The organism is Chromatiales bacterium (assembly GCA_014323925.1).
Lineage (GTDB): Bacteria > Pseudomonadota > Gammaproteobacteria > Poriferisulfidales > Oxydemutatoraceae > SP5GCR1.
Genome location: JACONC010000002.1, coordinates 12,569 through 26,691, shown reverse-complemented (window position 1 = coordinate 26,691; position 14,123 = coordinate 12,569). Strand labels below are relative to the sequence as shown.

At 45.0% G+C, this 14,123-nt stretch carries 16 protein-coding genes; 10 read left to right on the top strand and 6 right to left on the bottom strand.

The annotated features are described in order from the left end of the window. Positions 1-35: 35 nt before the first annotated feature. The 6 genes from GDA45_00940 to GDA45_00915 all read right to left on the bottom strand — a co-directional run bounded on the left by GDA45_00940 (position 36) and on the right by GDA45_00915 (position 6,168). Positions 36-1,013 carry a D-glycerate dehydrogenase gene (locus GDA45_00940; protein MBC6413492.1) on the bottom strand — a complete coding sequence of 326 codons (978 nt, stop codon included), beginning with the start codon at positions 1,011-1,013 and terminating at the stop codon, positions 36-38. A 9-nt stretch (positions 1,014-1,022) separates the two neighbouring features. After that, positions 1,023-1,913, bottom strand: a complete 891-nt coding sequence (gene sucD, locus GDA45_00935; GenBank protein MBC6413491.1) for a succinate--CoA ligase subunit alpha — start codon at positions 1,911-1,913, stop codon at positions 1,023-1,025. A 12-nt stretch (positions 1,914-1,925) separates the two neighbouring features. After that, entirely contained in the window at positions 1,926-3,092 is a 1,167-nt protein-coding gene (locus tag GDA45_00930; GenBank protein MBC6413490.1) for a malate--CoA ligase subunit beta, read from the bottom strand. Between the two features lie 20 nt (positions 3,093-3,112). After that, positions 3,113-4,066: a CoA ester lyase gene (locus tag GDA45_00925; protein MBC6413489.1), complete on the bottom strand. Its 954-nt coding sequence runs from the start codon at positions 4,064-4,066 to the stop codon at positions 3,113-3,115. A gap of 12 nt (positions 4,067-4,078) precedes the next feature. Further along, entirely contained in the window at positions 4,079-5,335 is a 1,257-nt protein-coding gene (locus GDA45_00920; GenBank protein MBC6413488.1) for an aminotransferase class V-fold PLP-dependent enzyme, read from the bottom strand. 470 nt (positions 5,336-5,805) lie between these two features. Next, a complete protein-coding gene (locus GDA45_00915; protein MBC6413487.1) occupies positions 5,806-6,168 on the bottom strand; it encodes a group 1 truncated hemoglobin in 363 nt (120 codons plus the stop codon). A gap of 419 nt (positions 6,169-6,587) precedes the next feature. On the opposite strand from GDA45_00915, the gene GDA45_00910 reads away from it, so the two are divergent. From GDA45_00910 to GDA45_00865, 10 genes are all read left to right on the top strand, one after another. Next, on the top strand, positions 6,588-7,676 hold the full coding sequence (locus GDA45_00910; GenBank protein ID MBC6413486.1) for a hypothetical protein: 1,089 nt from the start codon (positions 6,588-6,590) through the stop codon (positions 7,674-7,676). A 283-nt stretch (positions 7,677-7,959) separates the two neighbouring features. Further along, positions 7,960-8,553 (top strand): imidazoleglycerol-phosphate dehydratase HisB, encoded by a 594-nt coding sequence (gene hisB / locus GDA45_00905; protein ID MBC6413485.1) that lies wholly within the window; start codon positions 7,960-7,962, stop codon positions 8,551-8,553. 75 nt (positions 8,554-8,628) lie between these two features. Then, complete coding sequence (gene hisH / locus GDA45_00900; GenBank protein MBC6413484.1) at positions 8,629-9,267, top strand: imidazole glycerol phosphate synthase subunit HisH; 639 nt, start codon at positions 8,629-8,631, stop codon at positions 9,265-9,267. Positions 9,268-9,309: 42 nt separating this feature from the next. Next, positions 9,310-10,074 (top strand): 1-(5-phosphoribosyl)-5-[(5-phosphoribosylamino)methylideneamino]imidazole-4-carboxamide isomerase, encoded by a 765-nt coding sequence (hisA, locus tag GDA45_00895; GenBank protein MBC6413483.1) that lies wholly within the window; start codon positions 9,310-9,312, stop codon positions 10,072-10,074. Then, the gene (hisF, locus tag GDA45_00890) at positions 10,061-10,831 is read left to right on the top strand and encodes an imidazole glycerol phosphate synthase subunit HisF (GenBank protein MBC6413482.1); all 771 of its coding nucleotides are present in this window, start codon (positions 10,061-10,063) and stop codon (positions 10,829-10,831) included. Before hisA ends, hisF begins: the two co-directional genes overlap by 14 nt. A 16-nt stretch (positions 10,832-10,847) precedes the next feature. Continuing rightward, positions 10,848-11,171 (top strand): phosphoribosyl-ATP diphosphatase, encoded by a 324-nt coding sequence (locus GDA45_00885; GenBank protein MBC6413481.1) that lies wholly within the window; start codon positions 10,848-10,850, stop codon positions 11,169-11,171. Positions 11,172-11,236: 65 nt separating this feature from the next. Next, positions 11,237-11,434 (top strand): twin-arginine translocase TatA/TatE family subunit, encoded by a 198-nt coding sequence (gene tatA / locus GDA45_00880; protein MBC6413480.1) that lies wholly within the window; start codon positions 11,237-11,239, stop codon positions 11,432-11,434. A gap of 6 nt (positions 11,435-11,440) precedes the next feature. Next, entirely contained in the window at positions 11,441-11,821 is a 381-nt protein-coding gene (gene tatB, locus GDA45_00875; protein ID MBC6413479.1) for a twin-arginine translocase subunit TatB, read from the top strand. A 10-nt stretch (positions 11,822-11,831) separates the two neighbouring features. Next, a complete protein-coding gene (tatC, locus tag GDA45_00870; protein ID MBC6413478.1) occupies positions 11,832-12,584 on the top strand; it encodes a twin-arginine translocase subunit TatC in 753 nt (250 codons plus the stop codon). Between the two features lie 11 nt (positions 12,585-12,595). Further along, positions 12,596-14,122: a 2,3-bisphosphoglycerate-independent phosphoglycerate mutase gene (locus GDA45_00865; GenBank protein ID MBC6413477.1), complete on the top strand. Its 1,527-nt coding sequence runs from the start codon at positions 12,596-12,598 to the stop codon at positions 14,120-14,122. Position 14,123 lies beyond the last annotated feature (1 nt).

Sequence of the window (14,123 nt, the reverse complement as noted above, 5' to 3'; positions counted from 1 at the left end):
TAGCTTAACTTATGCACCCGCCACTAGCGGGCAAATCAGACCACCCTATCAGGCAACGGTTGTCCTGCTAGATAAGCTTTAAGGTTCTGTAATACGCGCTGTCCCATTGCAGTGCGCGTCTCTTGGGAGGCACTGCCGAGATGCGGCAGCAAAACAACATTTTCCAGATTTAAAAATCCGCGGTCTAGTTCTGGTTCGCCTTCATAAACATCCAATCCAGCACCAGCAATAATTCGCTGCTTCAGTGCATCTATCAGAGCTTGATTATCTATCACATCACCTCGTGCAGTATTGATAATAAAGGCAGACGATTTCATCAACGCTAGGCGCTCAGCATTGACTAGATGATAGGTAGCTTTGCCACCTGGGCAGTGTAAAGAAATAAAATCGGCACTGCTCATCAGTTCCTCAACCGAATGGCACGGGGTTGCCGATACTGCGTCAATCGCTTCCTGCGGAATACGATCCAGTGCGGGGTCGCTAAACAATATATTCATACCAAAGCCGTGATGCGCCTTTTTAGCCATCGCTTGCGCGATGCGGCCAAAGCCAACTAAACCTAAGGTCTTACCAGTCACTTTAGTCCCCATCATATGGGTAGGACGCCAACCACTCCATTCTCCAGCACGCAGATGACGCTCACCTTCACCAGTACGGCGAGCAACCATCAGCATCAAAACCATTGCAATATCAGCAGTACAATCGGTTAATACTTCAGGCGTGTTGCTAACTGCGATGCCAGCCTGCTTAGCTGCATCTAAATCTATATGGTTAAAACCCACCCCGAAATTACCAAGGAAACGGCATTGCATATTATCTATACCAAGCACTTCGGCATCAATGGGATCAGTAACAGTGGGCAAGACACATTCAGCACTGGCCAATGCTTCTTTGAGTTCATCTTTGGACATGGGATGATCGTTTTCGTTTAGACGAACATCGTCGCACATTGTTTTAAGTTCTTGCTCTACAGCTTCCGGCCAACGTCGAGTGACGATTATAGTTTTGCTCATAGTCTGCCTTTAATTAATAGTCTTCATAACTGCTAACATCGTCGAGCCAAGTTCGGATGGATTGGGAGCAATCGTCACCCCAGCCGCTTTTAGAATTTCAACTTTCTCGGCAGCACTCTCTCCTTTGCCCGATACTATAGCACCGGCGTGCCCCATACGCCGTCCTTTGGGCGCAGTCATGCCGGCAATATAGGCAACCACTGGTTTGGTCATTTTAGATTTGATAAACTCGGCAGCCTCCGCTTCCTGCGGCCCGCCGATTTCTCCGATCATCATGACCGCCTTCGTTGCCGGATCTGCCTCAAACATTTCGAGTATGTCACGATGCGAACTACCATTTATCGGATCGCCACCTATGCCGACACTAGTTGTTATACCAATGCCTTCAGCCTTCATCTGTGAAGCGGCTTCGTAGCCAAGCGTGCCAGAACGGGCAACCACACCGACATCACCTGCAGTATAAATATGACCAGGCATAATACCCATCATTGCTTTGCCCGGACTGATCGTGCCCGCACAATTCGGCCCGGTCAGTATCATTTTGCTACGCTCCTTATAACGGCGCATGAAGCGCTTAACGCGCATCATATCCAGTGCCGGAATACCGTCAGTAATTGCGACCGCATATTTAATGCCACCATCAGCCGCTTCCATTAACGAGTCGGCAGCAGCAGCGGCAGGAACGAATAAAACGCTGGCTTCAGCAGCAGTTTGCTCGACTGCTTGCTTAACGGTGTCAAAAACCGGCAAGTCTAAGTGTTGGGTGCCACCCTTACCGGGTGTAACGCCACCTACTACATTGGTTCCGTATGCAATCATCTCTTTTGCATGAAAACTACCTATACGGCCGGTGATTCCCTGCACTATTACTTTAGTAGTTTCGTCTATTAATATTGCCATGTTACTTGTTGCTTAAGTTTGGGCAGCAGCAACCGCTTTCTCCGCAGCTTCTCCCAAAGTGTGAGTGGAAGTAATAGGCAAACCGCTTTCCTTCAACATTTTTTGTCCCTGTTCTACATTAGTGCCAGATAAGCGTGCTATCAGAGGCACGCGGAGTTCTATAGATTGTATCGCTTTAATCAAACCTTCTGCAATCCAATCGCAACGATTGATGCCAGCATAGATATTAACCAGCATAGATTTGACATTTTTGTCTTCCAAGACCAATTCAAAAGCCTTAGCCACGCGTTCGGGAGAAGCACCACCACCTATGTCTAAAAAGTTTGCCGGTTCGCCACCGGCGTGTTTAATCATATCCATCGTTGCCATTGCAAGTCCTGCCCCGTTAATCATACAACCGATATTGCCATCCAAACCGACATAACTCAAATCGTGTTCCGACGCATTAGTTTCACGATGATCTTCTTGCGACTTATCGCGCATTTGAGCAATCTCCGGATGCTTGAACAACGCATTATCGTCAATCGCAAGCTTTGCATCTAAGGGGACTAATTTATCCTCGGATTTAGTGATAACCAGAGGATTGATCTCGAGTAAATTCGCATCGCTCTGCTCAAATGTTTGATAGCATTTAATTATCAGATAAACGGCATCTTTAAGAAGTGTCTTCGGGATATCTAGTGCGAATGCCAATTCGCGTGCTTGAAAAGGCTGCATACCTACCGCTGGGTCTATCGGCAGACGAATAATCGCCTGCGGTTGACTTTCTGCAAGCTCTTCTATATCCATGCCGCCGACCGCCGATGCAATCGCAACAATACGCTCAGTTGCACGGTCTAACACAAAGGCCAGATAGAGTTCGCGCCCAATGTCGGTGCCTTCTTCTATATAGATTTTCTCAACAATCTTTCCTTGCGAACCAGTCTGATGGGTAACTAAAGAAGTGCCTAAAATGCTATTAGAGTATTTGCGTATTTCTTCCTCGCTGGAACATATCTTAATGCCGCCCGCTTTACCTCGCGCGCCAGAGTGAACTTGAGCCTTAACCGCACAAGTAGGTGTGCCTATTTCTCTATAGCAACTGACTGCTTGATCAGGGCTGTAGGCGAGCTTCGCATTAGCAATTTTAATTCCGCTCTTATGTAAAATCTCTTTAGCTTGATATTCGTGAAGGTTCATCGTAATTCCTTTTATGCGTTTTAGGTTTTACTCTCTTTAGCAGAAATAGCCTCGGCAATACCAACGATGTTCTCTGCCATGCGCGCCGAAGCTGCATCTATCATCTTACCATCCAAAGATGCTGCACCGCGCCCCTCTTTTGCAGCTTTATCTAATTCTTCCAGTATACGACGGGCCTTATCCACTTCTACTTCTAATGGTGAAAAAACCTGATTTGCCAGCTCTATCTGCGAGGGATGTATTGCCCACTTACCTTCAATACCCAACGCTGCGGCTCGTTTAGCCGCCATTACATAACTATCGGCATCCTTGAAATCCCCGAAAGGTCCGTCTATAGCACGCAACCCGTAGGCTCTACAAGCAACCGTCATACGAGTAATCGCAGCGTGCCACTGGTCGCCCGGATAGTTTGGATTCAAACCGCCAATGTTCACCGTGCGTGCCCGGTTGCTAGCAGCATAATCGGCAACCCCGAAATGCATAGCTTCAAGACGGCCACCAGAAGAAGCTGCGATTTGCTCAACGCACGCCATTCCCAGTGCCGTTTCAATCAAAGCCTCCAAACCTATACGATGACTGATACGCTTAGCTTTTTCGATTTGTGTCAACATAACATCTACCGTATAAAGGTCAGCCGGCACGCCAACTTTTGGCACCAATAGGGTGTCTAATTTAGAACCAGCCTGCTCTATCACATCCACTACATCACGATACATATAATGGGTATCCAGTCCGTTAATGCGCACTGAGACAGTCTTGCCAGCACCTTGCCAGTCAAGATCGTTGAGTGCTGCTATAACATTTTGGCGCGCTTGTACTTTATCGCTTGGAGCAACCGCATCCTCCAAGTCCAAGAACACATAGTCGGCATCACAGTTCAATGCTTTTTCTATCATTTTAGGATTAGAACCCGGCACTGCGAGCTCACTGCGTTGAACTCGTCTGCGAACCGGCTCAAAATGTGTATGACTCATAACGACTCCGACCTAACGACGAACGATGCCTGCACTACGACCTTTCTTTTTCTTAGCAGGACTCTTTTTGAGTTTCGCTGTTGTTAGTGTAACTTTCAATGGCGGTGCAGTTCGGCGGAAGTATTCGCTCGCCGCTGCCACCCCTTTACCTGCGGTAATAGGCACACCAGCGTCGCGCAGTGCCATCTCGACACCGGCAATCACACCCAAAATAGAGGTTTCGTTGTGATCTCCTAAGTGTCCAATGCGAAAAGCCTTGCCTGCCAGTACTGACAAACCAGCACCTAAAGAGATGTTGTAGCGGTAATAAGCGATTTCTATTACATCTCGAGCATCGTAGCGCGGCGGTGTATAAATAGCCGTGACCGTATCCGAATACCATTTCGGTGATTTGGCAACTAACTTTAAGCCCCACGCTTTAACTGCAGCTCGCACGCCTTCGGCAAGGCGATGATGCCGCTTAATAATTTGGTTCAAACCTTCCTCAGAGATTAATCGCAGGGATTCACGCAACCCGTACAACATAGGCACCGAAGGCGTATATGGAAAAAATCCATCGCCGTTGGAATTGATATGATCTTGTATATCTAAAAAGCAACGTGAACATTTTGCGGTCAACCTTGCGCGCAGTGCTTTTCTGCTAAAACAAACCAGAGCCATGCCGGCCGGTAGCATAAATCCTTTTTGAGAACCGCTGACTGCAACATCAACACCCCACTCATCCATACGGAAATCTATGCTGGCAATAGAACTCACACCATCAACAAACAACATCGCAGGATGCTTAATTTGATTCATTGCCTTTCGTAGCGCAGCGATATCTGAGGTAACTCCAGTTGCTGTCTCATTATGGCAGGTCAGCACCGCTTTAATTTCATGCTTGGTATCTTTCTCTAAACGATTCTTAAACTTTTCTACCGGAACCCCTTCACCCCACGGCACATCTATGGTTTCCACATCTAGACCAATTCGCACAGCAAGATCCCACCAAAGATGACTAAATTGTCCGAAACGAGAGGTCAGCACCTTATCACCCGGTGACAGCGTGTTACTCAATGCAACTTCCCAACCTGCCGTGCCAGTCGCAGGAAAGATAAAAGAACGACCGGTCTTGGTCCTAAACACCTCGTTCAATCCCTTAAACAGAGGCTTTGTTAATTTTGCAAAATCGGGTCGCCGATGATCTTGCTGTGCGATATTCATCGCATTTTGTATGGATTGCGGGATGTTTGTGGGACCCGGCACAAAAAGAAAATTACGTCCTGGCATATTTAAAATCCTTATAAAATTGTTTTAATTAAACACGGTGAGGTACCGCTAAAATCGCTATTATGCCCTAAATAAATAATTACGCAAGTGCTTAATTAAGAATGTAAGTGCAGGTACATTTAGATTCGACTTATTTACTGTAAGCTAAATGCTTGGACATATGCAATGCCTAGCAAGCCAGAGGTAACACACCAATGTAAACACTGAACTAAAAGTTCAATACTATGATTTGACATGAATACCTTATGTAATACATACGACTGTCCGTTGCTAGTAAACTCCAACTTATTTGTATCACCTTGATTTAGTCTATTAGAAAATCCTACAGCAACTGCCAAAAGCTAAGGATATCGTGGGCCTGCCCTTCCTTATCTTTGCCTAAACACCCTAGCTGCCCTTTATAGGTAGTCGGTATGGTTTTTAACTATACGACAAAACAATATTTTAGGTGAGGGCATCCTAAGTAGATTTTAGCCACCGACAATATCGGACTTCATAGAGTACAAAATGCATAACACTTCGTCTTTCTCTTTCTGCCCGACATTATGCTTGTCCAGTGCAGCCAGCACATCGTCGCAGACTTCGACAAACTCACTGGTAGCTATATTCATACCACGGTGTGCTGCAACCATATCCTGACCGCTATATGTCTGCGGACCGCCGATGCCGGAACAAAAAAATTCCCAGACTTTTTGAATAACTTCGTCACGATTACTATCGACAAAGCGACTCATAATTTTCGGATTGCTTGCGTGATTGTCATATATATCTGTGCAAATTTCGCGAATCTTGTCTGGGCCTCCCAAACGCTCGTATAAACTTGCTTCACTCATCGTGTCATCCTCCTTATATACTAAATAGTGAAAAATAATGGATAAATATAACAGCTAAACGGATAGTATTCAATGATAATCTCGTTATTGTAAGTTCAGGTATATTTAGATTCGGCTTATTTACTGTAAGCTAAACGCTTGGGCATATGCAATGCCTGGGAAGCCAGAGGTGACACACTGATGTTAAACCTGAACTAAAAATTTGCTCGTCTAGAGGTGAAAAACCAATCTAGTTATGTAAAATAGATGATAATTTCCTATCTTAACGATTGCCATAAATGAATAAGCTACTCAAGAATAAACTTGACTTTTGCCATATACTAAAAGCCAGAGCCATAGTCGCCTATGCTCTTTTGAGTGTATTTCCTCATTGTAGCGGTATTACTAAGGCTCAACTTATCAGAGCACTAGCCGGCAGTATGTTGATTTTAATTCCTAATCGCCTCGTCCGTCTAAGTCAAAGAATGACAAACCTGAAGGAGTGCAGTCGTCAGGTTTATAAACGTCTCAAAATCACATATTATGTTTTGTATGCAGATTTCTTTAATCAATATAAAAAACACCGCAAGACACACTTAGCCAATTATGCTTATGTAGAAATAGATCCTCCCGCGCTAGGGAGCTATTTTCCTAGAATAATTGGTGTAGCATGGCTTTGTGAAAAGCTAAATCTTAATATTAAGTTTACTTTTCCTGATACTTATATTGCCGGCAACATTAACTTTTTTGAAAATTCTATCCTAGCTTATTCTAACGAGTGTCAAAACGAGAAATTTATGCAGCTGGAAAAGCCTTTGGTAGGTTTACGCTACTATAAATTCGGCAGATTGCCGAGATTATGGGAAGCCTTTGCAAAAGCAAGAATATCGAGCGAATACGGATATAATGTTCTTACCCAGCTTTCTATCAAGGAAGATCTACGGTTGCAAGCCGAGCAATGGTGGCATGCAAATGCAAAACAACAGAAATACATCGGAGTTCACTATCGCCTATCCGATGTTCTTATAGAAAAGAGAGTGGTAAAAATAGAGGATTATATTGAGTATTTGAAAAAGGTACTAGATAGTAGTTATGGTATCTTTGCTTGCTCGGATAATATAGAATTCATCAAAGTTATCCACCATGAATTTCCCGGCCGAGTCATTAGTAGGGACATAACACGGTCCGACTCTTTTAGATCTTTGCATAGACATGCACCTTATGCTGGAGACCAACAAAAACGAGATGCCATCATAGATGTATTAACATTAGCAAAAACTGAGATGATTTATACTATAGGTTCGTTCTTTATAGACATCGTAAGGTTTTTCAATCCGTCTATCAAAATTTTTAGTACAGATGAAAGAAGTGCAAGGTTCTCTAAAAGTATTACTAATTATCCTCCTTCGCCTCAAGTTGAACTAATGAGAGAGTACAGGAGGCAGAGTGCTTGGAAAAAAGCAATTTTGGGAAAAGAAGAAGTACCACCTCATATTGAAATAAGGCATAAGGAAAGAACTATCCTATAATGTAAAAACACAAAAGAATATGACCTGTATAGGCTGGGTGCTTAAGGCGATGGTGGAAAGTATCGACTCGGAGTTGTTTTCTTATGTTTGTGAACACGCGAAACTATAACATCAATAGTAAGATCTAGACATTAAAGTTAGTGGAATTAGCATGAAAACTCTCTTTGAAAATGGACCTAAAAAAGGGGAAGGTCAAAAAAAGGAATAATTCGGATCTAACTATACCTGTTCTGACACTATACAATATATAATAGTTCCTATTAAACGATTATATGATAATGGTATGAGTAAACGAGTTGCCCGCATTTCTAGGGAAACCGCAGAGACCACAATAGAAATAATATTGAATATTGATGGTGCTGGGGGAGGTACCAGCGATATAGATATCCCATTTTTAGCGCACATGCTTGATCAGCTGAGAAAGCACGGTTGTTTTGATTTAGACATTAAGGCGCGTGGTGACCTTGAAGTGGATTTCCATCACACGGTTGAGGATATCGGCATTACGCTAGGGCAATGTTTTAATCAGGCGTTGGGTGATAAAAAAGGCATCTATCGCTACGGTTCGGCATATGTGCCGCTAGACGAAGCATTGTCGCGGGTGGTGATAGATTTTTCAGGTCGTCCTGGGCTTAGCTATCGGGTAAATTATCCACGGGCGCGTATCGGCGAGTTTGATGTCGATTTAATACACGAGTTTTTCCAGGGCTTCGTCAATCATGCACAGGCTACTATGCATTTAGATAATATCAGTGGTTCCAATGCCCATCATATTGCTGAGACCTTATTTAAGGCTTTTGCTAGAGCTTGCCGAACTGCAGTGGCAATGGATGCGCGGATGGCAGAGAAACTCCCCTCCACTAAAGGAAAGCTATAGATAGAAACGATTTATAGGCATACGGATCGGCTTCGGTTGCCCGATGCTTATTACTGTAGTAATGCGGATATAGATATGTTAATCGCTATTGTAGATTGTGGTATAGGAAATCTATACTCAGTTGAGCAAGCACTCGCACACGCAGTTGACGGTACCCCTCGTATTGCTATCACTGACGATGCAGCGGTTATCGGAGACGCCGACAAGGTGGTTTTTCCCGGTCAGGGTGCTGCCAAGGATTGTATGGCAGCAATTACACGCAAAGGTTTGGCTGAGCCGCTAATGACGGCGGCAATGCAAAAACCGTTTTTAGGTATTTGCCTGGGTTTACAGGTCTTGTTCGACTATAGCGAAGAGAACGGCGGCACCGCCTGCTTGGGCTTGATACAAGGGCAAGTGCAGCATCTAAACACCACCGTAGCAGTGAAAAACGGACACAAAACTCCACACATGGGTTGGAATAATGTAAAACAAACAGCAACCCATCCATTGTGGCATCGTATTAACGATGACGAATACTTTTATTTCGTGCATAGCTACTATGGCGTACCTGCCAACCGCCGATGGCAGGCCGGATGTACTGATTACGGAATTACTTTTAGCTGTGCGGTGGCATCGGGATATATTTTTGCCGTACAGTTCCATCCTGAGAAAAGTGCTGCGTGCGGCTTGCAACTATTGCAGAACTTCGGCTGTTGGAACGGAACCGTTTAATGGTTATAATAGCCACGGACATGCATATAATTAGATAATAATATGTTACTCATCCCAGCAATAGACATTAAAGGCGGTAAATGTGTCCGGCTACGTCAAGGTATTAAGGAGAAAGAGACTATTTTCTCTGATAACCCTCTCACAGTCGCGCAGCGTTGGATTTCCCAAAAAGCAGAACGGCTGCATATTATTGATTTAGACGGTGCGTTTGACGGCAAACCACACAATATGAAAGTGGTAGAACAAATTGCCACAGCTTTTCCTGATGTAACGATACAAGTCGGTGGCGGTATACGCAACGAAGATACCGTTCAGGAGTATTTGAATTGTGGCGTAGAGTATGTAATCATCGGCACCCGTGCCGCAAGCCAACCGCATATCATCAAAGACCTCTGTTTAGAGTTTCCAGGTCATATAATCGTCGGCTTGGACATCAAGGACGGCAAAGTCGCAACCAACGGTTGGTCTAAAGTATCGCATCACGACCCCATAGATTTGGCACAGCATTTTGAAAACGACGGTGTGGTCGCAATCGTGCACACTGATACTAGCCGCGATGGTATGATGCAAGGACCCAATATAGAAAGTTCAGTGAAATTAGCCGCATCTACGCACATACCGATTATTGCCGCTGGTGGCTTTACTGCACTTGCCGACATTGAGCACGCCTGCAGCGCTGACGAGGAAGGCATGCAAGGCATCATACTAGGTCGCTCGCTGTATGAAGGTAAGATAGACTTAACGGAAGCGTATCGCCTAGTGGAACATTTTGCCACTGATAAATCGCGAAAAGGTGGCTCTGACTAAACGGATTATTCCGTGTTTGGATGTCGCCGCAGGTCGCGTAGTCAAAGGAGTACGCTTCGTAGACATCAAAGACGCTGGCGATCCGGCCGAGGTTGCCCGATGCTACAACGAAGAGGGTGCTGACGAAATTACCTTTTTAGATATAATGGCAAGCTCCGACCGCCGCGATATTATGATTGATTTAGTCTCCAAAGTAGCTGCTGAAGTTTTTATTCCGATGACGGTAGGCGGCGGTGTGCGCACCGTTGACGATATACGCAACCTACATCGCGCTGGTGCTGACAAAATTGCTATTAATACGACGGCGATAGAAAACCCTGAATTCGTCACCCAAGCAGTATCTAAAGTAGGGTCGCAGTGCGTTGTTGTCGCAATAGATGCGAAACGCTGCGATGATGAGATGCGCTGGGAAGTATACACCCACGGCGGGCGTAAATCGACTGGCGTAGATGCGGTGAAATGGGCACAACAAATGGCACACGCTGGTGCCGGAGAAATCCTGCTCACCAGTATGGATAGAGACGGAACCAAGCTCGGTTTTGATTTAGAACTCACGCGGTGTATTAGCGAGTGCGTTGATATTCCGGTTGTTGCGTCTGGCGGTGTGGGTGAACTAAAACACTTAGTGGAAGGCGTGCAAGAAGGCAAAGCCGATGCAGTTCTGGCAGCGAGTATTTTTCATTTCAGAGAATACTCTATTGCCCAAGCCAAGCATTATCTACAAGCACACGGAGTAGCAGTACGCATCACTGCGTGATCCTAAGTCTATCATCATGGCTAGCAAAGATATTCTGAGAAATCTAGACCAAGTACTGCAAGAGCGCAAATCGGCAACCCCTGCCGATTCGTATGTCGCCAATTTGTATGCTGGCGGAAACCGCCGCATAGCTGATAAAATTTTAGAAGAAGCTGAGGAACTGATTGCCGCTGCTGATGGCAAGGACCGTGATCACATCATCCACGAAACAGCCGATTTGTGGTTTCATTGCTTGGTGCTGTTGGCGTCTAAAAACATAGCCTCACAGGCGATATTAGAAGAGTTAGCAAAACGTTTTGGGGTTTCGGGACATCAAGAAAAAAGGCAACGTGGTAAATAAATTTATCGATAAACTACGCTTAGCAGTGTAATATATGTTTTTATGTTTTAACTGAGGATAATATTATGTCGTGGGGACCCTTACAAATATTGTTAATATTAATTATTGTGATTTTACTGTTCGGCACTAAAAAGCTACGCAGTTTAGGTTCGGATCTGGGAGATGCTATTAAGAGCTTTAAGAAATCGGTCAAGGAAGAAGAGCCTGCTAAGTCGACGATGACCGACAAACCATCGCCCACCCCTAAAAAAGAAGACCACTAAGTAAAGATGTCCGATTTCGGCTTCTGGGAGTTAGCGCTTATTATGCTGATCGCACTGTTGGTGGTCGGACCCGAACGATTGCCGCAATTGCTTGCTACTATCGGTCGTTGGATGAGTCGCATTAAAAGGCTGACGACGCAGCTGAAGACTGAGTTTGCCGAGCAGGCGAGTGCCAATGAAGTTAAGAAAATTTTATCGGACGCACAAGACACGATAAACCAAGCGGGCAGTGATATTAAGCGAGAGTTCATGAGTACCGATTCTTTGACTAAAGCCGTAGAAAAGCAGATTGACGAAGGCCGTTTCGTAGCCCACGACACTGACGATGATAACACGACCGACCCTCATTCTAAGCGAACTACCGAAGCAACCAAAAAGGAAAAGTAGCAAAGCAAGCATGACCGATAAAGAGCGACCACTGTTATCGCATCTGGTGGAGCTAAGAAGCAGGCTATTAAAGATGATTGCCTGCATAGTGCTTGTTTTTATCGCCCTGTTTCCTTTTGCGAACCCACTCTACAATTTTCTCTCTGCACCCTTGGTAGCACAGCTACCGCAAGGTGGGACGATGATTGCGATTGAAGTTGCTTCGCCTTTCTTAGCGCCGTTCAAACTGGTTTTACTACTCGCTGTCACCATTTCCATACCGGTGTTGATTTACCAATTCTGGGCTTTTGTCTCGCCGGGGCTATACCGTCAAGAGAAGCGTCTAGCACTGCCGGTATTATTATCTAGCACATTACTTTTCTATGCCGGTATGATTTTTGCTTATTATGTCGTGTTCCCACTGATGTTTGGATTTTTTAGTAGCGTAGTTCCTGAAGGCATCTCAGTGATGACCGACATTAATCGTTATTTAGATTTTGTAATAAAGATTTTTATCGCTTTCGGTGCAGCATTTGAGGTGCCGATTGTTACATTGATGCTGGTTAAAACCGGTGTCACAACCACCGAAAATTTAATACGCAAACGTCCTTATGTTATCGTCGGAGCTTTCGTGGTTGGAATGATGCTCACACCACCTGATGTGATCTCCCAAGTGTTATTGGCAATACCAGTGTGGCTACTGTTTGAGCTTGGTGTTTTCATATCCAAATTTATTCCCAAAGAAAGTGAGCAGGAAGCGGATTCCATTAAAGAACCACTGTGAAGGAATAAGCTATGCAATCCAAAATAAATAAAACCCTATTAGTAATTTTAGACGGCTACGGCATCAGCAGCGACACTAACAATAATGCCGTGTGGGTTGCTAAAACACCACATTTAGATAGATTATTCGCTGAATATCCGCACACTCTGCTGGAGGCGTCGGGGCCTGCAGTCGGGCTTCCGCCAGGACAAATAGGTAACTCCGAAGTAGGGCATACAACAATGGGCTGCGGCTGCGTAATCCCACAAGATTTAGTGCGCATAGATAATGCTATCAAAGACCGTAGCTTCTTTAAGAATAACACTTTATTATCTGCAATGCAGCGCGCTAAGGAAAATAATCGCCCGATACATCTCTTGGGCCTAGTATCGGACGGCGGGGTACATTCTCATATTCGTCACTTATTAGCGCTAATAGAACTTGCTGCTAAAACAGGTTGCATACCAATAGTGCATGTAATTACTGATGGGCGCGACACCGCGCCACAATGCGCACATAAATTCATCCAACAACTACAAGCTCCGCTTGAACAAGCTGGTGGTGCGATCGCAACCATTATCGGCCGCTATTACGCAATGGATCGAGACGCGCGCTGGGATAGAACCGCGGCAGCTTGGCAGGTCATTGCAAAAGCACAGGGTAGACAGGTGAGAAATGTAGACGATGCTATTGATAGTGCCTATGCCACGGGTCATAGCGATGAATTCATCGAGCCATTCTACTCAGATAGCCATAAGGCCTTAGACGAAAAGGATCATCTTATACTTTTTAATTTTAGAAATGACCGGCCACGACAATTGATTAAAGCACTGGCGTGCAAGCATTTTGATAGCTTTGATAGAGACGATTACCAAGCCATTAATATTACAACAATGACTGAAATAGACCACAAGCTACCTTGTGCCGTTGCGTATAACCCAATACGCCCTAAAGTAACTTTAGCTAAAGTGTTGAGCGATCTGCAATTAAAACAATTTCACTGTGCTGAGACCGAAAAATACCCACATATTACTTTTTTCTTCAACGGCGGCATAGAAGAGCCGCTACCTGGTGAAAAGCATTATCTGGTGCCGTCGCCTAAAGTGAGCACCTACGATTTGATGCCGGAAATGAGTGCGGCAGCGGTTGCCGATGCGGTGTCATCAGCGCTTGCTATGCCTGAGTATTCATTCGTCGTGGTTAATTTTGCCAACATGGATATGGTCGGTCACACCGCAGTTCCTGATCCTATTATAAAAGCGGTTGAAACTGTAGACCAGCAACTGGGTGAAATTGTAAATGTTGCACTGAAGCACGGCTGGCAAGTGCTGATCACAGCAGATCATGGCAACTGCGATGAAATGTTAGACCTTGCAACCGGCCAACCTAATACCATGCATACTACGAATCCAGTGCCTTGTCTGATTGTCAATGCTACTAAATCACCGAAGCTAGCAAGCGGTTATAGTATCAGTAGCATTGCGCCCACAGTGTTAGATATGATGGGCGTTGACATTCCGCCGGAGATGGAAGCTCCGTCGGTTATCGTGCGATATTGAA